26 protein-coding genes are annotated in these 24,135 nt (G+C 69.5%); 18 read left to right on the top strand and 8 right to left on the bottom strand.

What is annotated here, in order from left to right:
- The first annotated feature begins 48 nt into the window (after positions 1-48).
- The 3 genes from ACFV9C_RS07655 to ACFV9C_RS07645 are packed head-to-tail and all read left to right on the top strand — an operon-like array spanning position 49 to position 3,593.
- On the top strand, positions 49-1,569 hold the full coding sequence (locus ACFV9C_RS07655; protein WP_380191467.1) for a sugar ABC transporter ATP-binding protein: 1,521 nt from the start codon (positions 49-51) through the stop codon (positions 1,567-1,569).
- Positions 1,566-2,585: an ABC transporter permease gene (locus tag ACFV9C_RS07650; RefSeq protein ID WP_380191465.1), complete on the top strand. Its 1,020-nt coding sequence runs from the start codon at positions 1,566-1,568 to the stop codon at positions 2,583-2,585. Before ACFV9C_RS07655 ends, ACFV9C_RS07650 begins: the two co-directional genes overlap by 4 nt.
- A 12-nt stretch (positions 2,586-2,597) precedes the next feature.
- Positions 2,598-3,593: a substrate-binding domain-containing protein gene (locus tag ACFV9C_RS07645; RefSeq protein ID WP_380191463.1), complete on the top strand. Its 996-nt coding sequence runs from the start codon at positions 2,598-2,600 to the stop codon at positions 3,591-3,593.
- Positions 3,594-3,650: 57 nt separating this feature from the next.
- On the opposite strand, the gene ACFV9C_RS07640 is transcribed toward ACFV9C_RS07645, so the two are convergent.
- Positions 3,651-4,646, bottom strand: a complete 996-nt coding sequence (locus tag ACFV9C_RS07640) for a LacI family DNA-binding transcriptional regulator (RefSeq protein WP_380191461.1) — start codon at positions 4,644-4,646, stop codon at positions 3,651-3,653.
- A gap of 108 nt (positions 4,647-4,754) precedes the next feature.
- Here ACFV9C_RS07640 and ACFV9C_RS07635 point away from each other — a divergent pair, with 108 nt between their 5' ends.
- From ACFV9C_RS07635 to ACFV9C_RS07625, 3 genes are read left to right on the top strand one after another with little or no spacing between them, the layout of a single operon-like run.
- Positions 4,755-6,185: an NAD-dependent malic enzyme gene (locus tag ACFV9C_RS07635; protein WP_380191459.1), complete on the top strand. Its 1,431-nt coding sequence runs from the start codon at positions 4,755-4,757 to the stop codon at positions 6,183-6,185.
- The gene (locus tag ACFV9C_RS07630; protein WP_380191457.1) at positions 6,182-6,565 is read left to right on the top strand and encodes a VanZ family protein; all 384 of its coding nucleotides are present in this window, start codon (positions 6,182-6,184) and stop codon (positions 6,563-6,565) included. Before ACFV9C_RS07635 ends, ACFV9C_RS07630 begins: the two co-directional genes overlap by 4 nt.
- Positions 6,566-6,572: 7 nt before the next feature.
- Positions 6,573-7,130: a YqgE/AlgH family protein gene (locus ACFV9C_RS07625; protein WP_380191455.1), complete on the top strand. Its 558-nt coding sequence runs from the start codon at positions 6,573-6,575 to the stop codon at positions 7,128-7,130.
- A gap of 3 nt (positions 7,131-7,133) precedes the next feature.
- Here ACFV9C_RS07625 and ACFV9C_RS07620 read toward each other — a convergent pair whose 3' ends face one another.
- Positions 7,134-7,403 (bottom strand): DUF3039 domain-containing protein, encoded by a 270-nt coding sequence (locus tag ACFV9C_RS07620; RefSeq protein WP_380191453.1) that lies wholly within the window; start codon positions 7,401-7,403, stop codon positions 7,134-7,136.
- Positions 7,404-7,549: 146 nt separating this feature from the next.
- Here ACFV9C_RS07620 and ACFV9C_RS07615 point away from each other — a divergent pair, with 146 nt between their 5' ends.
- A complete protein-coding gene (locus tag ACFV9C_RS07615; RefSeq protein WP_380191451.1) occupies positions 7,550-9,337 on the top strand; it encodes a DEAD/DEAH box helicase in 1,788 nt (595 codons plus the stop codon).
- Between the two features lie 56 nt (positions 9,338-9,393).
- Here ACFV9C_RS07615 and ACFV9C_RS07610 read toward each other — a convergent pair whose 3' ends face one another.
- Both ACFV9C_RS07610 and ACFV9C_RS07605 read right to left on the bottom strand, forming a co-directional pair.
- Positions 9,394-10,143, bottom strand: coding sequence for a family 16 glycosylhydrolase (locus ACFV9C_RS07610; RefSeq protein ID WP_380191449.1), 750 nt, complete (start codon positions 10,141-10,143; stop codon positions 9,394-9,396).
- 47 nt (positions 10,144-10,190) lie between these two features.
- A complete protein-coding gene (locus ACFV9C_RS07605) occupies positions 10,191-11,033 on the bottom strand; it encodes a helix-turn-helix transcriptional regulator (protein WP_380191448.1) in 843 nt (280 codons plus the stop codon).
- Positions 11,034-11,135: 102 nt separating this feature from the next.
- Between ACFV9C_RS07605 and ACFV9C_RS07600 the strand changes: the two genes are divergently transcribed.
- Positions 11,136-11,864 carry an SDR family NAD(P)-dependent oxidoreductase gene (locus ACFV9C_RS07600; protein ID WP_380191446.1) on the top strand — a complete coding sequence of 243 codons (729 nt, stop codon included), beginning with the start codon at positions 11,136-11,138 and terminating at the stop codon, positions 11,862-11,864.
- A gap of 44 nt (positions 11,865-11,908) precedes the next feature.
- Here the strand turns inward: ACFV9C_RS07600 and ACFV9C_RS07595 are convergent, their stop codons facing one another.
- Together ACFV9C_RS07595 and ACFV9C_RS07590 are read right to left on the bottom strand one after the other, a co-directional pair.
- Complete coding sequence (locus ACFV9C_RS07595) at positions 11,909-12,457, bottom strand: NUDIX hydrolase family protein (RefSeq protein WP_380191445.1); 549 nt, start codon at positions 12,455-12,457, stop codon at positions 11,909-11,911.
- 14 nt (positions 12,458-12,471) lie between these two features.
- Complete coding sequence (locus ACFV9C_RS07590) at positions 12,472-13,119, bottom strand: AraC family transcriptional regulator (protein ID WP_380191443.1); 648 nt, start codon at positions 13,117-13,119, stop codon at positions 12,472-12,474.
- Between the two features lie 121 nt (positions 13,120-13,240).
- On the opposite strand from ACFV9C_RS07590, the gene ACFV9C_RS07585 reads away from it, so the two are divergent.
- Together ACFV9C_RS07585 and ACFV9C_RS07580 are read left to right on the top strand one after the other, a co-directional pair.
- Positions 13,241-14,002, top strand: coding sequence for a phytanoyl-CoA dioxygenase family protein (locus tag ACFV9C_RS07585; protein WP_380191441.1), 762 nt, complete (start codon positions 13,241-13,243; stop codon positions 14,000-14,002).
- Between the two features lie 29 nt (positions 14,003-14,031).
- A complete protein-coding gene (locus tag ACFV9C_RS07580; RefSeq protein ID WP_380191439.1) occupies positions 14,032-15,264 on the top strand; it encodes an MFS transporter in 1,233 nt (410 codons plus the stop codon).
- Positions 15,265-15,270: 6 nt separating this feature from the next.
- On the opposite strand, the gene ACFV9C_RS07575 is transcribed toward ACFV9C_RS07580, so the two are convergent.
- Positions 15,271-16,020, bottom strand: coding sequence for a hypothetical protein (locus ACFV9C_RS07575; RefSeq protein ID WP_380191437.1), 750 nt, complete (start codon positions 16,018-16,020; stop codon positions 15,271-15,273).
- Between the two features lie 55 nt (positions 16,021-16,075).
- Between ACFV9C_RS07575 and ACFV9C_RS07570 the strand changes: the two genes are divergently transcribed.
- Positions 16,076-16,720 carry an IclR family transcriptional regulator gene (locus ACFV9C_RS07570; RefSeq protein WP_209698258.1) on the top strand — a complete coding sequence of 215 codons (645 nt, stop codon included), beginning with the start codon at positions 16,076-16,078 and terminating at the stop codon, positions 16,718-16,720.
- A 253-nt stretch (positions 16,721-16,973) separates the two neighbouring features.
- Here the strand turns inward: ACFV9C_RS07570 and ACFV9C_RS07565 are convergent, their stop codons facing one another.
- Positions 16,974-17,444, bottom strand: a complete 471-nt coding sequence (locus ACFV9C_RS07565) for an Lrp/AsnC family transcriptional regulator (protein WP_380191435.1) — start codon at positions 17,442-17,444, stop codon at positions 16,974-16,976.
- Positions 17,445-17,596: 152 nt separating this feature from the next.
- On the opposite strand from ACFV9C_RS07565, the gene hppD reads away from it, so the two are divergent.
- The 7 genes from hppD (at position 17,597) to ACFV9C_RS07530 (ending at position 24,033) form a co-directional block, all read left to right on the top strand.
- Entirely contained in the window at positions 17,597-18,799 is a 1,203-nt protein-coding gene (gene hppD, locus ACFV9C_RS07560; protein ID WP_380191433.1) for a 4-hydroxyphenylpyruvate dioxygenase, read from the top strand.
- Between the two features lie 160 nt (positions 18,800-18,959).
- Complete coding sequence (locus ACFV9C_RS07555) at positions 18,960-19,430, top strand: hypothetical protein (protein WP_380191431.1); 471 nt, start codon at positions 18,960-18,962, stop codon at positions 19,428-19,430.
- Between the two features lie 44 nt (positions 19,431-19,474).
- Entirely contained in the window at positions 19,475-20,851 is a 1,377-nt protein-coding gene (locus ACFV9C_RS07550) for an FAD-binding oxidoreductase (protein ID WP_380191429.1), read from the top strand.
- Positions 20,852-20,979: 128 nt separating this feature from the next.
- Entirely contained in the window at positions 20,980-21,579 is a 600-nt protein-coding gene (locus ACFV9C_RS07545; protein ID WP_380191427.1) for a hypothetical protein, read from the top strand.
- Between the two features lie 15 nt (positions 21,580-21,594).
- Entirely contained in the window at positions 21,595-22,293 is a 699-nt protein-coding gene (gene cseB / locus ACFV9C_RS07540) for a two-component system response regulator CseB (protein WP_141858852.1), read from the top strand.
- Positions 22,294-22,296: 3 nt separating this feature from the next.
- Positions 22,297-23,541, top strand: a complete 1,245-nt coding sequence (locus ACFV9C_RS07535) for an ATP-binding protein (RefSeq protein WP_380191425.1) — start codon at positions 22,297-22,299, stop codon at positions 23,539-23,541.
- Between the two features lie 78 nt (positions 23,542-23,619).
- Positions 23,620-24,033, top strand: a complete 414-nt coding sequence (locus tag ACFV9C_RS07530) for a hypothetical protein (protein ID WP_380191423.1) — start codon at positions 23,620-23,622, stop codon at positions 24,031-24,033.
- The last annotated feature ends 102 nt before the right edge of the window (positions 24,034-24,135 follow it).

Raw genomic sequence — 24,135 nt, 5'->3', positions numbered from 1 at the left:
CTAGCGTCCGGGAAATCGATTACTCGCCCGAATCGTGGAGGTGCTGTGGTGCCGGACCTCGTCACGATGAGTGCGATCGGGAAGCGGTACGGCGGGGTGCGGGCCTGTCATGAGGTGGACTTTGTGCTCGGCGCCGGTGAGGTGCATGCGCTGCTCGGCGAGAACGGGGCCGGGAAGAGCACGCTGATGAAGATCCTGTCCGGCGACGTCACGGACTACGACGGCAGCATCGCGATCGACGGCCGCCCGGTCCGGTTCAACGGTCCGACCGACGCGCAGTCGGCGGGGATCGCGATGATCCACCAGGAGCTGGATCTCGTCCCGGCGCTGTCGGTCGCGGACAACATCTTCCTCGGCCGCGAGCTGCGGACGCCGTACCGGACCGTCGACCGTCGCCGGATGGAACGCGAGGCGAGGGAACTCCTCGACCGCAGCGGCGTCAGCCTGGACCCGCGCCGCCCGGTCGGCGACCTCCGCGTCGGCGAGCAGCAGCTCGTCACGATCGCGAAGGCGATCTCGCTCGACGCCCGCGTGCTGATCATGGACGAGCCGACCTCCGCGCTCACCAGCTCCGAGGTGGAACGGCTCTTCGACGTGATCCGCGAACTCCGGCAGAGCGGCGTCGGCATCGTCTACATCTCGCACCGGATGGAGGAGATCGCCCAGGTCGCCGACCGCGCGACCGTCCTCCGCAACGGCCGGATCGTCACCAGCTTCGACCCCCGCGAACTCAGTACGGCGGAAGTCGTCGAGGCGATGGTCGGCCGCCCGGTGCAGACCATGTTCAGCACCCCCGACAACGACACCGGCGACGAACTCCTCCGGGTCGAGGACCTCGCGCTGAGAGCCGTACGCCCCGGCCGCCGCGACCCGGACGGGATCTCGCTGACCGTCCGCGCCGGCGAGATCGTCGGCCTCGCCGGGCTCCTCGGCGCCGGCCGCACCGAACTCCTCGAGACCCTGTACGGCGTCGCGCCCGGCGGCACGCTGACCGGCCGGATTCTCCTGCAGGGCAAGCCGATCCGCCCGCGCGGCCCGCGGCAGGCGCTCGCGCACGGCATCGGGTTCGTCCCGGAGGACCGGCGCGCGTCCGGGCTGGTGCTGTTCCACTCGATCCTCGCGAACACGGTCGTCTCGAGTCTCGGTGCGTACGGCCGGCTGGGGGTGGTCGCGCGCCGGCTGGAACGGTCCGCGTCGGCGTCGATGGCGGACAGGCTGCGGCTGAAGTTCGGGCGGCTGCAGGACGAGGTCGGCACGCTGTCGGGCGGCAACCAGCAGAAGGTCGTGTTCGGCCGGATGCTGCTCACCGAGCCGAAGCTGCTGCTCCTCGACGAGCCGACCCGGGGCGTCGACGTCGGCGCCAAGGCCGAGATCTACCGGCTGCTCGGCGAGCTCGCGGCGCAGGGCATCGGCGTACTGCTCGCCTCGTCCGAACTCCCCGAACTGGTGGGGGTCTGCGACCGCGTCGTCGTACTGCGCGACGGCAGGGACGTGGCGTCGTTCAGTACGGCGCACTCGGGCGAAGGGGATCTGCTGGCCGCCGCGATGGGACAAGGAGCGATGCAGTGACGGACGTTGTGCAGGACAAGGTGACCCCGGCTGAGAACACGTCCGTGGCCGCGACACTGTTCCGGTTCCAGAGCGTTTTCGGGCTGATCGCGGTCTTCATCGCCGCGATCGTGTTCTCGCCGCGGAAGAACGGCGAGATCCTGTTCATCAGCGCGGACAACCTGGCGAACGTGGTCCGGGCGATGTCCGAGATCGGGATCATCGCGGTCGGGATGACGTTCGTGATCCTGATCGGCGGCATCGACCTGTCGGTCGGCGCAGTGCTCGGCCTGGCCGCGGTCGGGTCCGCCGTACTGATGGTCGAGGACAACTGGGGCTTCCTGCCCTCGGTCGTGCTCGTGCTCGCGATCGGGCTCGTGTTCGGTGCCCTGCAAGGGATCGCGACCGCGATGCTCGGGATCCAGTCGTTCATCGTGACACTGGCCGGCCTGCAGATCGCGAGGGGCCTGGCCCGGATCTGGTCCGGCGGGCAGGGCGTCGCGATCGCGTACGGCGACGGGCCGAACGAGGCGCCGGCGTCCTTCGCGCTGCTCGGCGAACGCACCTTCGGCGGCCTGGTGCCGATCCCGGTGATCATCTTCGCCGTGGTCGCGGCCGCCGCGGTGGTGTTCCTCCGGGTCAGCGCGTTCTCCCGGCACCTGTACGCCGTCGGCGGCAACGAGAAGGCCGCGCGGCTGTCCGGCGTACCGGTCGTGCGGGTCAAGGTCGCGGTGTTCGCGATCTGCGGGCTGCTCGCGTCGCTGGCCGGCATCGTGCACGCCGTCCAGCTCAACCAGGGCAGCCCGAACGACGGCATCGGCTACGAGCTGGACGCGATCGCCGCGGTGGTGATCGGCGGTACCAGCCTCGCCGGCGGCCGCGGTTCGGTGGCCGGGACGGTGGCCGGCGCGCTGCTGCTCGGCGTACTGAACAACATCCTTGCCCTGAACAACATCGACTCCAACATCCAGCTCCTGATCAAGGGACTGGTGATCGTTGCCGCCGCCGCGCTGCAACGTCTCCGCCCCACGTCGTAAGGAAGGTTTGTCATGAAGTTGCCGCTCGCAGTTGCCGCGGTCACCGTCCTGGTACTGGCCGGCTGTGGAACCACCAACGAACGAACCGCGGGCTCGTCGCCCGGTGCGTCGAAGTCGTGCAAAGGGGCCGACGGCAAGTACACGATCGGGATGAGCCAGGCGAACGTCGCCGAGCCGTACCGGCAGCGGATGGACGACGACATCAGGAACGCGGCCAAGGAGGTGCCGCAGTTCGACGTGAAGTTCGCGGACGCGGCGCAGGACAACGCCAAGCAGGTCGCGGACGTGGAGAACTACATCACCCAGCAGATCGACCTGCTGATCATCAGCCCGAACGAGGCGAAGCCGCTGACCGCCGTGGTGAAGAAGGCGTACGACAAGGGCATCCCGGTGATCGTGCTGGACCGGAAGGTCGAGGGCGACGCGTACACCGGGTTCATCGGCGGCGACAACGTGCAGATCGGCCGCGAGGCCGGGAAGTACATCGCGGAGAAGCTGCTGCCGAACGGCGGGAACGTCGTCGAGCTGAAGGGGCTGGCCGGTGCGACTCCGCAGGCCGAGCGGCACGAGGGGTTCGTCGAGGGGATCAAGGGGAACCCGAAGGTCAAGGTGATCGCGTCGGCGAGCGGTGACTGGCTGCGGGAGAAGGGGCAGTCGCAGATGGACGCGCTGCTGAAGGCGAACCCGAAGATCGACGTCGTGTTCTCGCACAACGACCCGATGGCGGAGGGCGCGTACCTGGCCGCGAAAGCGGTCGGGCGGGAGAAGGAGATGAAGTTCACCGGGATCGACGCGCTGCCGATCCCGTCGGGCGGGATCAAGGCGGTCGAGCAGGGCCGGCTGTCGGCGACGTTCACGTACCCGACGAACGGGAAGGAGGCGATCGCCGCCGCGAAGAAGCTCCTGATCGACTGCGGCACCATCGAGAAGACCCAGACCCTCCCGACCCGCCTGATCGACCCGTCCAACGCCGCCAAGATCTACGCCGAGGAAAACCCCAACGGCTGACGAGTTGGGGAGGATTTTGCCCCCGGACAGGGAAGAAATCCTCCCCACACCAGCAGATCAGCCGCGGAGGGAGCTGGCTCGGGGGATCAGGCGCGCTCCTAGGGTGGTGGCTGTGGGTGGGCGGGTGTTGTCGGCGATCCTTGCCAGCAGGAGGCTGGCGGCTACGGCGCCGAGTTCGTAGGCGGGTTGGGCGACGACCGTCAGCGGTGGGTCGACCAACGCTGCCCACGGGGCGTCGTCGAAGGTGACGACGCCGACCTCCCGGCCCACCCGGACGCCGCGCTCCTGCAGCGCCTGCAGCACCCCCACCGCCATCGCGTTGTTCGCGATCAGCAGGGCGTCCGGCGGCTCGGGCTGCGCGAGCAGTTCCAGCGCAGCCCGGTGCGCCCCGGTCGCCTTGAACTCGGTCCGCCGTACCAGCTTCGTCGTACTCCGCCGTCCGGCCGCCTTCAGCGCGTCCCGGTATCCGGCCAGCCGGTCGTCCGCGGTCCGCACTCCGGACGGGCCGGTGATGCACCCGATCCGTTCGTAGCCCTGGGCAACCAAATGTGCGGTCGCCTCGCGCGCGGCCGCCTGGGTGTCGACCAGCACCACGTCGCTGTCCGTCCCCGGTAGCGGCCGGTCCACCGCGACGTACGCCGTACCCAGCGACGCCAGCTGCGCCACCGACGACTCCGGCCCGCTCGGCGACAGGATCACCCCGGCGACCCGTTCCTGCAACGCGACGTCGAGGTACCGGCGTTCCTTTGCAACGCTCTCGTCGGAGTTGCACAGCACGACCGAGTACCCGACCTCGTGCGCCACGTCCTCGACCCCGCGGGCGATCGCGGTGAAGAAGGGGTTCTCGACGTCGGAGATGATCAGCGCGACCACCGCGGCCTCCTGGCGGCGCAGGTTCCGCGCCGGGCCGTTCGGCCGGTACCCGAGCTCGGCGGCCGCGGCCCGGACCCGCTCGGCGAGGTCGGGATCGACCGTCGGCTTGCCGTTCAGCGCCCGGGACACGGTCGCCGTCGACACCCCGGCGCGCGCGGCCACGTCGCTGACAGTCGGCACGATCACACCCCTTCCCGACCGAACAGTAGCGCGCCGAGTAATGGATTACCCATGTTCTTAACGTACGGAACCGCCACGCCTTACCAGTGACATGAGAGGATCACCCGCGTGACTGCCTTGCCGAGTGTTTCGTACTCCATCACCGTTCGCCTCGAGGTGCCCGCGGGCGGCTCGACGGTGAGCAAGCTGACGACCGCGGTCGAGCAGGCCGGCGGTCTGGTCACCGCGCTCGACGTGACCGCGTCCGGCCACGAGCGGCTGCGGATCGACGTCACCTGTGCCGCGGCCGACACCGAGCACGCCGGCCGCCTGGTCGAGGCGATGCGCGCCGTGCCGGGCGTCGAGATCGGCCGGGTCTCGGACCGGACCTTCCTGATGCACCTCGGCGGGAAGATCTCGATGGAGGCCAAGCACCCGATCCGCAACCGCGACGACCTGTCGATGATCTACACGCCGGGTGTCGCGCGGGTCTGCCTGGCGATCGCGAACAACCCGGACGACGCCCGCCGGCTGACCATCAAGCGGAACAGCGTCGCGGTGGTCACCGACGGTTCGGCGGTCCTCGGCCTCGGCAACATCGGCCCGAAGGCCGCGCTGCCGGTGATGGAGGGCAAGGCCGCGCTGTTCAAGCGGTTCGCCGGGATCGACGCCTGGCCGCTGTGCCTGGACACCCAGGATCCCGAGGCGATCATCCAGGTGGTCAAGGCGATCGCGCCCGGGTTCGCCGGGATCAACCTCGAGGACATCTCCGCGCCGCGCTGCTTCGAGATCGAGGCCCGGCTGCGTGAGGAGCTGGACATCCCGGTCTTCCACGACGACCAGCACGGTACGGCCGTCGTGGTGCTGGCGGCGCTGTTCAACGCGCTCCGGGTGGTCGGCAAGGACATCACGAACGTCCGCGTGGTGCTGTCCGGCGCCGGTGCGGCCGGTACGGCGATCTTGAAGCTGCTGCTCCTCGCGGGCGTGAAGGACGCGGTGGTCGCGGATATCGACGGCGTCATCCACACCGAGCGTGAAGGCCTGTCGCCGGAGCTGCGCTGGATCGCGGAGAACACCAATGCGGCCAAGTACAGCGGCAACCTGAAGGGTGCGCTGGCCGGTGCCGACGTGTTCATCGGCGTCTCCGCCCCGAACATCCTGAACGGCGCCGACATCGCCACGATGAACGACGGCGCGATCGTGTTCGCGCTGGCGAACCCGACCCCGGAGGTCGACCCGGGCGAGGCCGGCGAGCACGCTGCCGTGGTGGCCACCGGGCGCAGTGACTACCCGAACCAGATCAACAACGTGCTGGTCTTCCCCGGGGTGTTCCGCGGTCTGCTCGACGCGCAGTCGTCGAAGGTGTCGGTCGACATGGAGCTGGCCGCCGCGAAGGCGCTCGCCGGTGTGGTCACGGACGAGGAGCTGAACGCGACGTACATCGTGCCGAGCGTCTTCCACCCGGAGGTGCACACCCGGGTCGCGCACGCGGTCCGGGACGCGGCCGGCGGCAAGGCCCCGGCGCACGAGAACTTCCCGGACGACGCGCCCGCCCTGTGACGGTCACCACGGAGAACACCTCCCAGGTCTCGGTCTGGGCCTGGCGGATCGCCTTCGTCGCGGCGGTGGCGCTGCAGCTGTACGGCGTCTACGCGCCGCGCGAGGCCGGTCCGAACCTCGGCATCCCGCAGCTCGACAAGGTGGCGCACTGCGTCCTGTTCGGCGCGGTGGCGTTCACCGGGCTGAAGGTCGGCGTACCGGCGCGCTGGTTGCTCGGGGCACTGGCCGCGAACGCGGTGGTCAGCGAACTGGTGCAGCACTGGTTCCTGCCGCAGCGCGACGGCGACCCGTTCGACGCGCTCGCGGACCTGGCCGGTGTCGCGCTGGGTGCGTGGCTGGCGACGGTAAAGCGGCCGCGGCTGCCCCGCCGTACGCCATGATGGAGACATGACGGTCTCGACCCTGACCGGATCGCTGCTGGTGGCGACCCCGTTGCTCGACGAGCCGCCGTTCCGTCGCTCGGTGATCCTGCTGCTCGACCACGACGACGACGGCGCGCTCGGGGTGGTGGTGAACCGGGCCGCGGACCTGTCCGTGGACCGGGTGCTGCCGAACTGGTCGACGGCCGTCGACGAGCCCGGCGTGCTGTTCATGGGCGGCCCGGTCGGTACCGACAGCGCGCTCGCGGTCGCCGAGGTGGTCGCGGACACCGACCCGCCCGGCTGGCGGGAGTGCTACGGGCGGATCGGGCTGGTCGACCTCGACGTACCGCCGGAGCTGCTCGAGGGCGCGATCACCCGGATGCGGATCTTTGCCGGGTACGCGGGCTGGTCCAGCGGCCAGCTCGAGGGCGAGATCGCCGAGGGCGCCTGGTACGTCGTGGAGTCCGAACCGGCGGACGTGTTCGGCCATGACCCGGACACGCTGTGGCGGCGGGTGCTCCGCCGCCAGAACGACCAGATGGCCTACGTGTCGACCTACCCCGACGACCCGACGCAGAACTGACGGCTACTCGTCGCCGTCGCCGTCGTCACCGGGGTTGAGCGAGTCCCAGATCTCCTTGCACTCCGGGCAGACCGGGAAGCGCTGCGGGTCGCGGCTCGGCACCCACACCTTGCCGCAGAGCGCGACCACCGGCGTGCCCATCACCATCGCCTCGGTCAGCTTGTCCTTCGGCACGTAGTGCGAGAACCGCTCGTGATCGCCAGGCTCGGCCGGCGAGGTCTGGGTCCGCTCGTCGACAACCGTCTCCGCGCCGGGGGTCAGCTGAGTACTCATACCCCCGAGTGTAGGACGTGTCACCAGCCGGCCTGGAACTTTCTCCACAGATCGCCCGTACCCCGACACGGCACCCCGCAGTTGTCACGTGCGTCAGGTAACCTTCCTGCCCGGCACACTGTCGACCTTCGGGGGAGTAGCTGTCTGTGGATTCGCACGTGCCGGCCAATCCTGCTGTCCTGCCACCGGCCTATCCGGACCGCGCGGCGTGGGGTACCGCGAGCAAGCTGCGCGCCTGGCAGGCCGAAGCGCTGCAGCAGTACCTGGACACCAATCCGCGGGACTTCCTCGCGGTCGCGACACCGGGCGCCGGTAAGACGACGTTCGCGCTGACCGTCGCCGCCGAGCTGCTACACCGGCGGGTGATCGAGCGGATCACCGTGGTGACACCGACCGAGCACCTCAAGGTGCAGTGGGCCGACGCCGCGGACCGGGCCGGGATCGCCATCGACCCCGCGTTCGCCGGGCGCCGCGGCAAGACCAACAAGGACTACCAGGGCGTCGCGGTGACGTACGCCGGGATCGCCGTGAACCCGCTGGCCTTCCGGGTCCGGACCGAGCGGTTCAAGACGCTGGTGATCCTCGACGAGGTGCACCACGGCGGCGACGCGCTGAGCTGGGGCGAGGGCGTCCGCGAGGCGTTCGAGCCCGCCGCGCGCCGGCTCTGCCTGACCGGTACGCCGTTCCGCAGCGACGACAACCCGATCCCGTTCGTCACCTACGAGGCGGGCCACGACGGCGTCGCCCGGAGCAAGGCGGACTACACCTACGGGTACGGTCACGCGCTCCGCGACCACGTCGTACGGCCGGTCATCTTCATGTCGTACTCCGGCGAGATGCGCTGGCGGACCAAGGCCGGCGACGAGGTCGCGGCGCGGCTCGGCGAACCGTTGACGAAGGACCTGACCGCGCAGGCGCTGCGGACCGCGCTGGACCCGACGGGCGAGTGGATGGGTGCCGTGCTGGCGGCCGCGGACAAGCGGCTGACCGAGGTACGGCGGCACATGCCGGACGCCGGCGCGCTGGTCATCTCGGGCGACCAGAACACGGCCCGCGCGTACGCGAAGACGCTCCGCGAGATCACCGGGGAGGCGCCGACGGTGGTGCTGTCGGACGAGAAGGCGGCGAGCAAGAAGATCGCCAAGTTCTCCGAGGACGAGTCGCGCTGGATGGTCGCCGTACGCATGGTGTCCGAGGGGGTTGACGTACCGCGGCTGGCGGTCGGTGTGTACGCGACGCCGACGTCGACGCCGCTGTTCTTCGCGCAGGCCGTGGGACGGTTCGTCCGGGCCCGGAAGCGGGGTGAGACGGCGTCGGTGTTCGTGCCGTCGGTGACCCGGCTGCTCGGGTTCGCGGCCGAGATGGAGGTCGAGCGTGACCACGTCCTCGGCCGGAAGAACAGCAACGAGGACGGCGACATCTTCGCGCTCGAGGACGACCTGCTGAAGCAGGCCAACCAGGCCGAGGGCGCGAGCGACGAACTCGAGGGGAACTTCGAGGCGCTCGGGTCGGACGCCAGCTTCGACCGGGTCGTGTTCGACGGCGGCGACTACGGCACCGGCGGCGACAACGCGTCCGACGAGGAGCTGGACTTCCTGGGGCTGCCCGGTCTGCTGGAGCCGGACCAGGTCCGCGAACTGCTGCACAAGCGGCAGCAGAAGTCGCTCGCCGCGCAGAAGAAGTCGCAACGGCCGGCCGACCGCGAGGATCCCACGCCGACCGAGCTGGCCACCCACGAGCAGATCGCGCTGCTCCGCCGCGACCTGAACGGCCTGGTCGCCGCCTGGCACCACCGAACCGGCCAGCCGCACGGGGTTATCCACAACGATCTGCGGCGGAAACTCGGCGGTCCGGCGGCAGCGCACGCGTCGTCGATCCAGCTGAAGGAGCGGATCGAGCTGATCCGCGACTGGGCGACGCAACGCCGCGCCTGATCGCGACGTGATCCCCGAGGCCCAGCACCCCGCCCGAGGTGCTGGGCCTCAGTCCATCAAGGGCGGTACACGTGCACGTAGTCGATCTGCATCGACTCCGAGGTCACGGTGGGTGGGATCTTCCCGAACACGAACAGGTCGAGGATCAGCGCGTCGCCGGTGCCGGCGTACGCGCCCTGGCGGCACACCTCCTTGCCGTCGACATACCAAACCGTATGGTCCGGTCCGAGCCGCTCGGCGATCGTGTGCCAGTCGGTGGTGAGGTCGGCCGGCGCTTCGTACTTGCAGCTGCCGCCGGGGGACTGGTGGTTCGTCAGGTACAGCGTGTTGTGGTTGTCGCTGTAGAACTCGTACGTGTCCTGCTCGTTGGAGCCGTTGCCGTTCCAGGTCCACGTCGACGGCCAGAAACCCTGCGCCGACGGGAGTTTCAGCCGCGTCTCGACGTAGTCACCCGGCTGTACGGCGAACGAGTCCGACGGCTCGTGCCCGCACGCCTGACCGGTGGTGATCAGTGCGCCCGACCACTCGTAGCCCGGGGCCGGGTTGTTCTTCGTCGCGGTCATCGTCAGCTTGCCGTCGCGCACCGACAGCGCGTCCCAGGTGTGCCACTCGAGCTGGTCGTTGCTCTTGTTCCCGAGGCACTGGTCGCCCTCGGCGTTGGAGTGGATCGCCCACTTCGTCCGGTCGATCGACGTACCGTCGAAGTCGTCCGCGAACACGAGCTTCCCGGGCTCTGCCGCCTCGGCGGCCCGGAGCGGGATGACCAGCAGTCCGAGTACCGCCACAGCCGTAAGTAACTTACGCATCAGGCAACCCTCTCCGTCGGAAAAGAACGGATCAAACAATCGCTTGATCAGGGCTTGGTTGTCAACTCCTGCGTACCGATCACGTCCAGCAGCCGGATCGCCTGGTCCGACGGCGATCCCGGCTCGGCCGTGTACAGCACCACGCGCTGGTCGCGTTCGGGGACCACGAGCACCTCGCAGATCACGTCGATCCGCCCGACCTGCGGGTGGAAGATCGTCTGGCACAACGACTGCTGCCGGCCCACCTCGTGCCGCGCCCAGATCGCCGCGAATTCGCGGCTGCCGTGCCGCAGGTCGTCGACCAGTCGGGCGACCTCCGGGTCGTCCGGGTACGTGCTGGTCGCGGCTCGCAGGTCCGCCGCGGCCTCGCGGGCGAACTCGCGGGTCGCCTCCTCGCCGAACAGCTCCACCTGCCGATCGGTCAGGAACCGCAACCGCAGCAGGTTCCGCTCCCGCGGCGGGATCGCCGAGAAGTCCGTGATCAGCGCGGCCGCCAGCGGATTCCACGCCAGTACGTCGTACTTCGCGTCCAGGACCAGCCCCGGTACGTCGAGCCGCGCGAGCATCCGCAGTACGCCGGACCGCACGTCCGCGGGCGGACCCGGCGGCGGCCCGGGCTGCTCGCCGGCCAGCCGGAACAGGTGGTCGCGCTCGACGTCGGACAGCCGGAGCGCGCGGGCGAGACCGGTCAGCACCGGGCGGGACGGGCGCGGACCGCGGGCCTGTTCGAGGCGCGTGTAGTAGTCGGTCGACATGGTCGCGAGGCTCGCCACCTCCTCGCGGCGGAGACCGGGGGTACGGCGGCGCAGTCCGGCGGGGAGGCCTACGTCGGACGGTTGCAGGGCCTCCCGGCGTACCCGAAGGAACTCCGCCAGCGCGTCGCGATCCACGCTCCCAGGATCGCAGGCGGGCTCGGGCGGTAGCCAGGGACTACCGGTCCCAGGGTCGGCTCGCTCTGCCTCGGACGGTCCGGGGGCCGCAGCGTTGAGGGCATGAACACGAACAAGGTCGCGCTCGTCACGGGCGCCAACAAAGGCATCGGCAAGGAGATCGCGCGACAGTTGGGGGCGCTGGGATTCACCGTGCTGGTCGGGTCGCGGGATGTGGAGCGCGGTGCGGTCGCGGTCAAGGAGTTGGTTGCCGAGGGCCACGATGCGGTCGCGCTAGCGGTGGAGGTGACCTCGCCGGAGTCGGTGGGTACGGCGGTTGCGGCGGTGGAGTCTGCTTACGGGCGGCTCGACGTACTGGTCAACAACGCGGCGATCATCCCGGCGGGGGACGGGGCGGTGTCGGAGGTGGCGGGCGACGTACTGCGGTCCGCGTTCGAGACGAACGTGATCGGGCTGGTCGGGGTGACGCAGGCGTTCCTGCCGTTGCTGCGGCGCGCCGAGCGGGCGCGGGTGGTGAACCTGTCGACGTCGCTGGCGTCGTTCGCGCAGGTCGGGGATCCGGAGTCGCGGATGTCGACGGTGCTGACACTCGGGTACAACGCGTCGAAGGCGGCCGTGAACATGGTCACGGTGATGCTCGCCAACGAACTCCGCGGCACCGGCATCCTCGTCAACGCCGCGGATCCCGGCAACTGCGCTACCGACATGGGCGGCTGGACCGCCGCCCGCACCCCGGCCCAAGGCGCAGCCGTCGCCGTCGGATTGGCGACGCTGGACGCGGACGGCCCCACCGGGCAGGTCTCTGCGGAGGAGGGCCGCCTGCCCTGGTGAGGCGCCCCCAGGTGTTGACGCCGTCGAGGGGGCGGTTCGTGCGCTCAGACGATGGCGCCGGACCAGGCCAGGGCCTGCTTGAGGAGTTGGCCGCGGCCGCCTTCGAGGTCGTTGAGGAGGCTCGGGGCGAGGGCCTCCTCCGGGGTCAGCCAGGTCAGCTCGAGGGCGTCCTGACGCGGGTTGCACTCGCCGGTGACCGGTACGACGTACACCAGCGCGACGGCGTGCTGGCGCGGGTCGTGCAGCGGGGTCATCCCGGGGAACGGGAAGTACTCCGCGACGGTCACCGGGACGAGCGACGCGGGCAGCCGCGGGAACGCCGCCGGGCCGAGGTCCTTCTCGATGTTGCGCTGCAGCGCGTCCCGGATCGACTCGTTGTGCAGTACCCGGCCGGAGACCAGCGTGCGGGTGATCTCACCGGTCGCGGGCGAGGTCCGGAGCAGCACTCCGATGTGCTCGATCTGCCCGAGCGTGTCGACCCGCGCCGGCACCGCCTCGACGTACAGGATCGGCACCCGCGTCCGGGTCTCGGCCAGCGCGAACTCGGACAGCCAGCCCGGATTGGGGTCAGGCGTTTGCACAGACGACGTCATGTGCCCATCTTTGCTTACGGCCTGAAAGCACTCCGGTACTGGGAGGGGCTGAGTCCGAATGTCGAGCGGAATCTCCGGGTCGCGTGACTCGGGTCGTGCCAACCGACCATCGTTCCGATCGTCGCCACCGGGAGTTCGGTCTCGATCAGCAGGCCGGCGGCTCGTTCGGCGCGGATGCGGTTCAGGTACGCCATCGGTGACATGCCGACGCTCTTTCCGAACAGCCGAATCAGGTACCCGGGGGCGAGGTTGACGCGAGACCCCAACTGTTCGAGGGTCCACGCCTCAGTCAGATCGGCCTCCAGGACCCGCATCGCATGCTGCACCGCCGGATGCACCGCGGCCTGCAAGCTGCCACTACCTGGGACGAGGGCACCGGAGAGCAGACCGAACACATCCGGTCCCAGGTACGCGTTGCGGACCACCAGGCCGTGGCACTCGACGTACCCGTGCCACTCGCCCGGGCGGATCACCACCACCGAGTCCGGCCCCAACTCCACCTCGCCACCCGCCGACACATGCGTCCCGCGGCCCGCGACCACCACCGCGATCTCGAAGAATGCGTGACTGTGCACCGCCACGTCCGCGAACACCTCGATCCGCTCGCCCGCCACCGGCAGCCGCAGATCCGGAAACACCTCACTGCTCAGCACGTTGTGCACCGACGACCTCCCAGGAGGTGAATTTCGGACAACCCGAGGTCAACCAGATCCTGTCCCCGCCGCTCCCGCCCCGCGACCCTGGAAACACCTTCCAGTACGACGGAATCCGAGGAGCAACCCGATGACCACCACCGACCCTACGGCACCCGCGACCCTCGACGACGAGACGATTTCCGCCTATCGCCGGGACGGCGTCGTCCGGATCCGGAACATCATCGGCCGCGACGAGGCCGCCCGGTTCGCGGCCGCGGCCACCGAGTGGACCGCGAACGCGAACGACAACTTCGAGGGCTCGAAGATCTTCAACCAGTACGTCAACGTCTGGCGGCAGAACGACGTACTGCGAGAGCTCACCCTGGACCCGCGGCTCGCCGCGGCGGCGACCGCGCTGGCCGGCGTACCGGTCCGGATCTGGCACGACCAGCTGCTGATCAAGCCTCCGCACAACGGCGCCGCGACCGAGTTCCACCAGGACGCGCCGTACTGGCCGCACGCCGGCTCCCGCGCCTCGCTGTCCGCCTGGATCGCGCTCGTCGACGTACCGGTGGAGCGCGGCTGCATGACCTTCATCCCCGGCTCGCAGAACCACCAGGACCTGCGCAGCCAGGACCTTTCCGACCGCGACGACATGTTCCGCGCGGCACCGGACCTGCGCTGGGAGGAGCGGCTGACGATCCCGTTGCAGGCCGGCGACTGCACCTTCCACAACGCGTACCTGGCGCACTCCGCGACCCCGAACCTGACCGACGACCCGCGGATCGCGCACGTGAACATCTACATCGACGCGGAGGCGACGTACACCGGCGGCGGCCACGTCTGCACCGACGGCCTCGACCTGCCGGTCGGCCGGCCGCTCGACCACGAGCTGTTCCCTCGCGTGTGAGCGTTTACACCGTGGCATAAGTTGTCTGCGTGCGTCTGCTCACCGACATCCGCCCGCTGCGTGAGTCCGCCGACTTCCGGAGGCTGTGGATCGGGTCGACGGTGTCGCAGCTCGGTCAGCAGATGACCGCGGTGACGGTCTCGATCCAGGTGTACGCGCTGACGCACTCGACGTTCGCGGTCGGCCTGGTCGGGCTCTGCTCGCTGGTCCCGCTGATCGTCTTCGGGCTGTACGGCGGTGCGATGGCCGACGCGATCGACCGCCGTACGCTCGCGCTCGTCTCGTCGACCGGGCTGTGGCTGCTGTCGATGGTGCTGGTCCTGCAGTCGCACCTCGACTGGGGACAGGTGGGCGTGCTGTACGGCGTGGTCGCCTGCCAGTCGGCGTGTTTCGCGGTGAACAACCCGGCCCGGTCCGCGATCATCCCGCGGCTGATCCGGCCTGAACTGCTGCCGGCCGCGAACACGCTCAGCCAGGCGGCGTTCAACCTGGGCTTCACCGCCGGGCCGCTGCTCGGTGCGGCGGTGATCGCCTGGCAGGGGTTCGCGGCGGCGTACCTGATCGACGTGATCACGTTCACCGCGGCGCTGTACGCGCTGTTCCGGCTGCCTCCGGTGCCGCCGACCGGCGAGGTACGGCGGGCCGGGCTGCGGTCCGTACTCGAAGGTTTCACGTTCCTGCGGGCGGCGCCGGCGTTGCTGGCGACGTTCCTCGCGGACATCCTCGCGATGGTGTTCGCGCAGCCGCGGGCGCTGTTCCCGGCGGTGGCCGGGGCGTTCTTCGGCGGCGGCGTACGGACCGTCGGCGTACTGCAGGCCGCGCCGGCGATCGGGGCGCTGGTCGGGGTGCTGTTCTCCGGGTGGGTGACCCGGGTCCGCCGTCAGGGCGTGGCGATCGTGGTCGCGATCACGGCGTACGCCGCGGCCGTCGGGCTGTTCGGGGTGTCGCGGACGATCTGGCTGGGCGTCGCGCTGCTGGCGATGTCCGGGGCGGCCGACATGGTGAGTTCGGCGTACCGGAACACCGTGCTGCAGTCCGCGGCGCCGGACGCGATGCGCGGGCGGCTGCAGGGCGTCTTCATCGTGGTGGTCGCGGGCGGGCCGCGGCTCGGCGACTTCGTCGTCGGTACGACGTCCTCGCTGACCAGCCCGACCGTCGCGCTGCTCGGCGGCGCCGCGGTCTGCGTCACCGGGTTGCTGATCCTGCTCGCCCGGAACCGGCCGTTCCGGGTGTACGACGCGCGGACCCGGGCGCTGAGCTGACGCCGGTCAGCCGCCGGTGGCGAGCTTCTTCAGCACGGTGAACCAGGAGTCCATGTCCGGGTTCACCTCGGTCATCTCCTTGCCGCCGACCGTGACGATCTTGCGGTCGCCGAGCGGCTTCTTCAGCTTGATCGGGGTCAGCGAGATGTTGCTGTCCGGCGGGCACGGTACGTCGCTGTCCAGGTAGATCTTGATCTCGGTGTCGGACTGCTCGACGCGGAGGTCGCTGTCACACTTGCCGCCGGCCGGCACCAGCAGGTTCGCCTCGTCGTACTTCGGGGCGTTCTGGATCCACTTCAGGTACTTCGGCCGGCTGCCCTTCACGAGCTGGTAGTACTGCAGCGGCTGCGGGGACTTCTCCTCCGCCGTCCCGGTGCCGTCGCCGAGGAACCTGCCGTAGATCATCTCGTAGCACGGGTCCTTGGTGTCCGGGCCGTCGATCGCGCCGAACGCCCGGGCCGCCTTGTAGCAGCCGACCGCCTCGCGGTTCAGCGAGACGTTGAAGCCGACGATCGCGAGCGCGCCGACCACCATCGAGATCGCCAGCATCCGGCGCGACCGCAGCTGCTGCGGACCCAGTACGCCGGCCGCCCGCCGGGTCTCCTCCGGCGTGGCGTCGGCCGGCAGCGCCGTACCGCGGAACAGCGCCATGATCGAGCTCGTCCACTGCGGGTTGATGATGGTCGGAACGGCGTAGACCAGAATCAGACCCACGATCACGAGGACGGCGGGGAGCAGCGACCAGTAATTTCGCACGGCAGCAAGATACGGGGCCATCGGGCCGTGCCCGAATAGCGGATACGCTGTCTGGGTGCCAGCCGAGACCTCGCAGACGCTCGACCGGGGACTCACCGTCCTCGAGTTGCTGGCGGACGCCCCGGACGGGCTCTCCATCACCGAGCTCGCCGCGGCGCTGGGGGTCAGTCGGACGGTGGTGTACCGCCTGGTGAACACGCTGGAGCTGCACCGGTTGGTGCGGCGGGACAGCGAAGGACGGGCCCGGCTCGGTCTCGCCGTACTGCACTACAGCCGCCGGGTGCAGCCCACGCTGCGTGACGCCGCGCTTCCGGTGCTGCGTTCGCTCGCCGAAGACACCGGCGCTACCGCGCACCTGACGGTCGCGGACGGTGAGGAAGCCCTCGCGATCGCGGTGGTCGAGCCGAGCTGGACCGACTACCACGTCTCGTACCGGATGGGCTCCCGCCACGCCCTCGACCAGGGCGCGGCAGGCAAGGCCATCCTCGCCGGCCGCCGCAAACCCGACCCCGCCGGCCGCCCCTTCGTAGTAACCGCCGGCGAACTCCAAGCCGGCGCCCAAGGCGTGTCGTCCCCGGTGCTGGGCGTCCCCGGCGTAGAAGCCTCCATCGGCGTAGTGGTCCTAGGCAAACTCGACCGAGACTTCGTAGGCCCCCGAGTAGCCCGAGCCGCAGTAGAAGTAGCCAAACGCCTCGCTTGACCCCGCCCCACGCAGGAAGAGCTGCACCACTCACCCACCCCGTCCACTCACCCACCCCGTCCACTCACTCGCCCCCGGCCGCTCCCCCGCGGGGCGTTTGAGAGGTGAACCCCTCAGACGGCTCCTTCGCTGTCTGTATGCGGGTGGTGAAGGGGCAACGCCCGGGGTTAACCCCTCAATCGGCGGCTGCTTGGAGCGGGTCGGGAGTGGGGCGGGCGGGGTCTGGGGCGGGCGGGGGCGGGGTGCCGGCCGATCAGCTCTGTGTGGCGGCTTCTACCAGGGGGAGGACTCGGTGGGGGATTTGTTCGGCCAGGGCTATGACTGTGGAGGCGCGTTGGATGCCTCGCACGATGACTACCTGGTCGATCACGCGTTGGAGGTCCGCGTTGGAGCGGGCGACGATCCGGCACCAGAGGTCCTCGGCGCCGGTGATGGTGTGGACCTCCAGGACCTCGGGGATCCGCGCGAGGGCTTCGGCGACCGTGGTGTGGCCGGAGCCTTGCTCGATCTGGAGCGTGGCGAACGCCGTGACCGGATAGCCGATCGCGGTGGTGTCGATGTCGGGGCCCCAGCCGCGTACCACCCCGTCGCGTTGGAGCCGGTCCAACCTGGCCTGGACGGTCCCGCGGGCGACCCCGAGCCGACGTGACGCCTCCAGTACGCCGACGCGCGGTTCGGCCGCGAACAGCCTGAGGATCCGGGCATCCAGTTCGTCGACGGACATACGAATCCTCCGTAGATAGTCAGACTGACCAAATAGCCTACCAATGCTGGTAGATGAGTAGTCATCATGCCTAGTCAAACAAGGATGTGTTGCGCAACCTGCCGCCCAGGAACAAGGCTCGGTGCACCGATCCGAGAACCGGAGGAGCACCGATGACCAGCACCGACCTCACCCCTGCAGAGCTCGACGCCGATCTCGACCTCGACCAGCTGAAGCAGCTCGTCGGCCTGGTGCCGTACGACGAGAGCACCGACCCGTTCCCGGTCACCGCGATGGACGCGCTGGTGTTCGTGGTCGGCAACGCGACCCAGACCGCGAAGTGGTACCAGCTCGCCTTCGGCATGGACCTGGTCGCGTACGCCGGCCCGGAGACCGGCAGCAAGGACGCGAAGTCGTACGTCCTGAAGTCCGGGTCGGCCCGCTTCGTGATCTCCGGCGGCGTCAGCCCGAAGAGCGCGATCCTCGACCACCACCGCAAGCACGGCGACGGCGTCGCGGACATCGCGCTCGAGGTGCCGGACGTGGACAAGTGCGTCGCGCACGCCCGCAAGGTCGGCGCGGTCGTCCTGGAGGAGCCGAACGACGTCTCCGACGAGCACGGCACGATCCGCCGCGCGGCGATCGCGGCGTACGGCGACACCCGTCATACGCTGATCGACCGCAGCAAGTACGACGGCCCGTACCTCCCCGGCTTCGTCGCCGCGCAGACGCAGGTACGGCGTCCCGAGGGGCACCCGAAGCGGCTGTTCCAGGCCGTCGACCACGTGGTCGGTAACGTCGAGCTCGGCCGGATGGACGAGTGGGTGGCGTTCTACAACAAGGTGATGGGCTTCGTGAACATGGCGGAGTTCATCGGGGACGACATCGCCACCGACTACTCCGCTCTCATGAGCAAGGTCGTCGCCAACGGCAACCACCGGGTGAAGTTCCCGCTGAACGAGCCGGCGGTGGCGAAGAAGAAGTCGCAGATCGACGAGTTCCTGGAGTTCTACGACGGCGCCGGCGCGCAGCACATCGCGCTCGCCACCAACGACATCCTGCGCACCGTCGACATCATGCGGGCGAACGGCGTCGAGTTCCTGAACACCCCGGACTCGTACTACGAGGACCCGGAGCTGCGGGCCCGGATCGGCGAGGTCCGGGTGCCGATCGAGGAGCTGCAGTCGCGCGGCATCCTGGTCGACCGGGACGAGGACGGGTACCTGCTGCAGATCTTCACCGCGCCGATCGGCGACCGTCCGACGGTGTTCTACGAGCTGATCGAGCGGCACGGCTCGCTGGGCTTCGGCAAGGGCAACTTCAAGGCGCTGTTCGAGGCGATCGAGCGCGAGCAGGAGCGCCGCGGCAACCTCTGAGCGGCACCTGACGTCACTTTGACGATCAAAAGCTTGCCGCATGCAACTGAACACGGCGTGTCGCCGTCCGATTACCGGAATGACTGTTGGGGCAGGCTCCGTTCGCGTAGTGTGCCTTCCTGAGTGCGCGTCGGGGCGCGTGCTCAGGAAGGGTTTCGTCATGAAGACACTGGGCCTGCTGCTCAGCACCGCCGGTGTGGGGGTGGGCGCGATCGCCCTCTCCGCCATGCCGGCCGCGGCGGTCAACGCCGCCAGCTGCTCCGGCGCGACATCCATCGCGTCCGCGCCGATGCTGCGAAATCACCAGCCGCCGAGCTGGGGAACCATCCGGCTGGTCCGGGACAGTTGTTCGCAGTACTGGGCCGAGATCACGATGGCGTCGCCGGTGGTGGCGAACGCCAAGGCCAACGCCTTCCTGGTGCAGTCCGGCGGCGGCAACAACGGCCGGGTGCTCAGCTGCGACAGCAGCGGCGGCAACGGCTCCGTCATCCAGGGCCAGCGCACCTGCCGGACACCGAAGGTGAAGGCCACCAACGGCAGCATCACCTTCACCGCCACCGGCCGCGAATACCACAACTACGGCGGCGGCTACCAGGAGATCTCGGAGAACTCCACCACCCGCACGCGCTGAGACTCGGGTGCGCAGTACCGCGCAGTAGTTATTAGGCTCGGCGTATGAGTGAGGTTGTCGAGCAGTTGCGTCAGGTGCTGCCGCCCGAGGCGTTGGTGACCGATCCGGACCGGATGGAGAGCTACCGGTACGACCGGGCGATGTTCTGCCCGGCCGGGATGCCGTCGGCGGTGGTGCTGGCCCGGGAGACCGCGCACGTGCAGGCGGCGGTGCGGGTCGCGCACGAGGCCGGCGTACCGATCGTCCCGCAGGGGGCGCGGTCCGGCCTGTCCGGCGCCGCCAACGCGCTGGACGGGTGCATCGTGATCTCGCTGGAGAAGATGGACAAGATCCTCGCCATCGAGCCGGTCGACCGGTACGTCGTCACGCAGCCGGGCGTCTACAACGCCGTACTGTCCCGCGCGGTCGCCGAGCACGGGCTGTTCTACCCGCCGGACCCGTCCAGCTGGGAGTTCTGCTCGATCGGCGGCAACCTGTCCACGAACTCGGGCGGTCTGTGCTGTGTGAAGTACGGCGTGACCACGGACTACGTGCTCGGCCTGGAGGTCGTGCTCGCCGACGGCCGGGTACTGCGGACCGGCCGGAAGACCGTGAAGGGCGTCGCCGGCTACGACCTCGCGAAGCTGATCGTCGGCAGCGAGGGCACCCTCGGCATCATCACCGAGGCGACCCTGATGCTCCGCCCGGCCGCGGCGAAGCCGAAGACGATGGCCGCCCTGTTCGCCTCCGGCGTCGAGGCCGGCAATGCGATCCTGGAGATCATCCGCAGCGGCGTCTCGCTGAGCCTGCTGGAGATCATGGACCGGACCACGATCCAGGCGGTCAACAAGTACAAGCGGATGGACCTGCCCGAGGAGGCCGGCGCGATGCTGATCGCGCAGTCCGACGCGGGCGGCGAGGCGGGTGCGGCCGACGTCGCCGCGGTCGCGAAGCTCTGCCGCGACCACGGCGCGCTGGAGTGCATCGAGGCCGAGGACGACGCCGAGGGCGACATGCTGCTCGAAGGCCGCCGGGTCGCGCTCACCGCCCTGGAGCAACTCGGTACGACGATGATCGACGACGTCGCCGTACCGCGGTCGCGGCTGGCGGAGTTCATCGGCCGGCTGGAGCAGCTGTCCGCGGAGCTGGACATCACGATCGGCGTCCTCGGGCACGCCGGCGACGGGAACATGCACCCGACGGTGGTGTTCGACCAGACCGACCCGGCGCAGGCCGAGCGGGCACAGCAGGCGTTCGAGCAGGTGATGGCGATCGGGCTGGAGCTCGGCGGGACGATCACCGGCGAGCACGGGGTCGGCGTACTGAAGCGGACCTGGCTGGCCGAGGAGATCGGCCCGGTCGCGCTCGACGTGCACCGGGCGATCAAGAACGCACTCGACCCGAAGAACCTGCTGAACCCGGGCAAGATCGTGGCGGACTGATGCTGTGACGTAACCGCAACACAACTGCCGAACCCATTCGACGTCCACGGCCATCGAATGTGACGTCGGGACTGGAGCATAAGAGGCTAGAACTCGCGGAGGACCGGATGCAGGGTAGGAGGCGCCCGATGGGTTGGTGGCGCCGTACCGTGCTCCCGGCTGTCGCCGCCGTGGTCGCGACCACAATGCTCTCCGCCTGCGGGAACGGCGGGGGACTGCGGGTCGAGGGCCCCGAGTCGCCGCCGCCGGCCACCCCGACGCCGTCGGTCGCGCTGGGCACCAGCACGACGCCGCCGCACCCGGAGAAGACCCCGGAAGTGGCCGTCGACCTGTACAAAGTCCGGTCCCGGCTGCTCGCCGACCGGCGCCTGTCCAGCTACGACCGGACAGTGCTTTCGAATTGCACCGTGATTTCGCGTTGCCTCAGCAGGGGTAAGACCGTTGATGTATTGCACAGCGGTAAACCTCAGCAGATCGTCCTGATCCACACCCTGGACAAGTTCGTCTTCGGTATCTTCCTGATCGCGCTCGAGCCCTCGGGCCCGCGGCCGATCTGGAACCTGAACGTCGAGCAGCCGACCGTGAACGCCAGTCCCGGAGGGGACCTGGTGGTCGAGTCGAAGATCTTCACGATCAACGACCCGGTCTGCTGCCCGTCGGGTCGCCGGGTCGAGGTCTACCGTTGGAACGGTCGGCAGATGACCAAGGTGAGCTCGACGGACCAGTAGGGAGACTGAAGTTCGGTGGTACCGGAAGAACCGGCAGCGCGCATTCTCATGGTTGAGGACGACGCGGTGATCCGTGAGGCGACCCAGTTGACCCTCGAGCGGCACGGCTACGACGTGACCACGGCCGAGGACGGCCTGGAAGCGATCGAGCGTTTCGAGAAGATCCACCCGGACGTCGTGATGCTGGACATCATGCTGCCCGGGCTGGACGGGATCTCGGTGTGCCGCCGGATCCGTGAGACCAGCACGGTCCCGATCGTGATGGTGTCCGCCCGCGGCGACGCGCTCGACGTCGTACTCGGCCTGGAGGCCGGCGCGGACGACTACGTGACCAAACCGTTCGACACCCAGGTGCTGGTGGCCAGGCTGCGGGCGGTGATGCGGCGCGCGGTCTCCGATCCGGAGCGACCGGCACCGGCGGCCGGTTCCGGCGTCGAGTCGTTCGGTGACCTCGAGCTGGACCGGGAGGCCTTGGAGGTACGGCGCGGTGGCGCGACCGTGCAGCTGACGCCGACCGAGCTCAAGCTGCTGATCGAGTTCGCGAACAACCCGGGCGTGGTGCTCAGCCGCTCGACGCTGCTGCAGCGCGTCTGGGACTACGAGTGGGGCGGCGACGGCCGGCTGGTCGACGTGCACCTGCAGCGGTTGCGGACCAAGATCGGTGCCGACCGCATCGAAACCGTCCGCGGCTTCGGGTACAAACTGCGGGCTTAGCGGATGGGACTGCGCGGCAAGCTCGGTCTCATCTTCCTGCTGGTCTCGTCGCTCGCGATCCTGGTGCTGTGCGTCGCGGTCTACACCCAGGCCCAGTCGGCCCGGCTGGACCGGACGCGCAGCTTCGCGGACGAGCGGATCCAGCTCGCGGCGCAGAGCTACGACACCAACGACGTACCGGTGTTCGGGGCGAAGCTCGACGACCCGGACCTGCCGCCGCAGCTGCGGGACGCGGTGCTGTCCGGGAAGCGGGCCACGTTCAAGACCGGGTCGCCGCACGCGAAGATGTGGGCGGCGGTCGCGGTCAAGGACGGCAAGGTGCTGTCGATCGAGCAGGACTACGACAACACCGACGACTCGATGCAGGCGCTGCAGCAGGCGCTGATCCTCGGCGGGATCGGTACGGTGGCGCTGGTCGCGCTGGTCAGCGTGATCCTCGCGGGCAGCCTGTCGAAGCGGATCGTCGCGGTGGCCGGTACGGCGCGGCGGATCGCGGCCGGTGACCTCGACGCGTCCGCGGCGGAGGCCGTCGGCAAAGGCAAGGACGAGGTGCAGTCGCTGGCGACCGCGCTGGACACGATGGCCAGCTCGCTGCGTGGCCAGCTGGAGGCGGAACGGCGATTCACCGCGGACGTCGCTCATGATCTGCGGACGCCGGTCACGGGTCTGACCACCGCGGCGGAGCTGTTGCCGCCGGGCCGGCCGAGCGAGCTGGTGCGGGACCGGGCGAAGGTACTCCGGCGGCTCGTCGAGGACCTGCTGGAGATCGCGCGGTTCGACTCCGGTGTGGAGCAGGCGGACCTGGAACTGGTCGGGCTCGGCGCGTTCGTGGGGTCCGCGGTCGGGCGGTTGCGGATGCAGCAGGCGCTTGCGGCCGACGACGTGATCGTGCACCTGAACGGGCCGGACGAGACGGTCTCCACCGACTCCCGGCGGATCGAACGGATCCTGGCGAACCTGATCGTCAACGGTCTGCGGCACGGCAAGCCGCCGGTCGAGGTGACGGTCAGCGGCCGGACGGTCGAGGTGGTTGACCACGGCAACGGGTACCCGGAGGAACTGATTGCCGAAGGCCCGCGCCGGTTCCGGTCCGGGATGGCTGAACGTGGCGTCGGGCACGGTCTCGGGCTGACCATCGCGGCCGGGCATGCGAAGGTGCTCGGCGCCGAGCTGACCTTCGGTGCGGCGCCCGGTGGTGGTGCGTTGGCGCGGCTCGTGCTGCCCGCGGGACCTGAGACGGAGTCGTAACACAACGCATCAACCTTTCGCCCGCGCGGCGCGTCTTCTCCTCTGAAACACCAACAAAACGAGGGGAAACCACAGATCATGCGTACTCAGTTCGTTCGCCGCACCGCCGCCGCCTTCGCCGGTGTCGCCCTGGCCGCCGCCGGTCTCGGCGTCGCCGGCGCCCTGCAGGCCAACGCCGCCACGACGCAGGTCGCGGCGGTCAGCACGCCGGCCGCGGCGAAGTCGATCACGATCAAGGCCGCCGGCACCTACGTCCCGCTCTGGGCGAAGGTTCCGCTGACCGGCAAGACCGTCGGTATCGCGAAGAACACCGTCGTCCAGGTGCAGCGGCTGCAGAACGGCAAGTGGGTGAACTTCCCGGCCACCACCAAGGTGACCAGCAAGGGCACCTACTCGGTGTGGGTGGCCAGCGGCCGGGCCGGCGTGAACCAGTTCCGCGTCGTGGCTGCGAAGACCGCGAGCCCGTCGGTCTCCATCACGTACGTCAAGTAGCACCTGCGGCGGGGGCCCGAACCCAAGGGGGGGGGAGAGGGGCCGCCCCCGGGGGGGTGTTGTTGGGGGTACCATGTGGGCGGCGGGGGAGCGCCCCGAAGA

The organism is Kribbella sp. NPDC059898 (genome assembly GCF_042730855.1).
GTDB lineage: Bacteria > Actinomycetota > Actinomycetes > Propionibacteriales > Kribbellaceae > Kribbella.
This window is presented reverse-complemented; position numbering and strand designations above follow the sequence as displayed.

Coding starts and splice junctions, on each gene's coding strand:
- ACFV9C_RS07645 (WP_380191463.1), top strand. CDS start 2,598: ATGAAGTTGCCGCTCGCAGTTGCCGCGGTCACCGTCCTGGTACTGGCC.
- ACFV9C_RS07625 (WP_380191455.1), top strand. CDS start 6,573: ATGACGGTCTCGACCCTGACCGGATCGCTGCTGGTGGCGACCCCGTTG.
- ACFV9C_RS07620 (WP_380191453.1), bottom strand. CDS start 7,403: ATGAGTACTCAGCTGACCCCCGGCGCGGAGACGGTTGTCGACGAGCGG.
- ACFV9C_RS07610 (WP_380191449.1), bottom strand. CDS start 10,143: ATGCGTAAGTTACTTACGGCTGTGGCGGTACTCGGACTGCTGGTCATC.
- ACFV9C_RS07600 (WP_380191446.1), top strand. CDS start 11,136: ATGAACACGAACAAGGTCGCGCTCGTCACGGGCGCCAACAAAGGCATC.
- ACFV9C_RS07595 (WP_380191445.1), bottom strand. CDS start 12,457: ATGACGTCGTCTGTGCAAACGCCTGACCCCAATCCGGGCTGGCTGTCC.
- ACFV9C_RS07585 (WP_380191441.1), top strand. CDS start 13,241: ATGACCACCACCGACCCTACGGCACCCGCGACCCTCGACGACGAGACG.
- ACFV9C_RS07565 (WP_380191435.1), bottom strand. CDS start 17,444: ATGTCCGTCGACGAACTGGATGCCCGGATCCTCAGGCTGTTCGCGGCC.
- hppD (WP_380191433.1), top strand. CDS start 17,597: ATGACCAGCACCGACCTCACCCCTGCAGAGCTCGACGCCGATCTCGAC.
- ACFV9C_RS07555 (WP_380191431.1), top strand. CDS start 18,960: ATGAAGACACTGGGCCTGCTGCTCAGCACCGCCGGTGTGGGGGTGGGC.
- ACFV9C_RS07550 (WP_380191429.1), top strand. CDS start 19,475: ATGAGTGAGGTTGTCGAGCAGTTGCGTCAGGTGCTGCCGCCCGAGGCG.
- ACFV9C_RS07545 (WP_380191427.1), top strand. CDS start 20,980: ATGGGTTGGTGGCGCCGTACCGTGCTCCCGGCTGTCGCCGCCGTGGTC.
- ACFV9C_RS07535 (WP_380191425.1), top strand. CDS start 22,297: ATGGGACTGCGCGGCAAGCTCGGTCTCATCTTCCTGCTGGTCTCGTCG.
- ACFV9C_RS07530 (WP_380191423.1), top strand. CDS start 23,620: ATGCGTACTCAGTTCGTTCGCCGCACCGCCGCCGCCTTCGCCGGTGTC.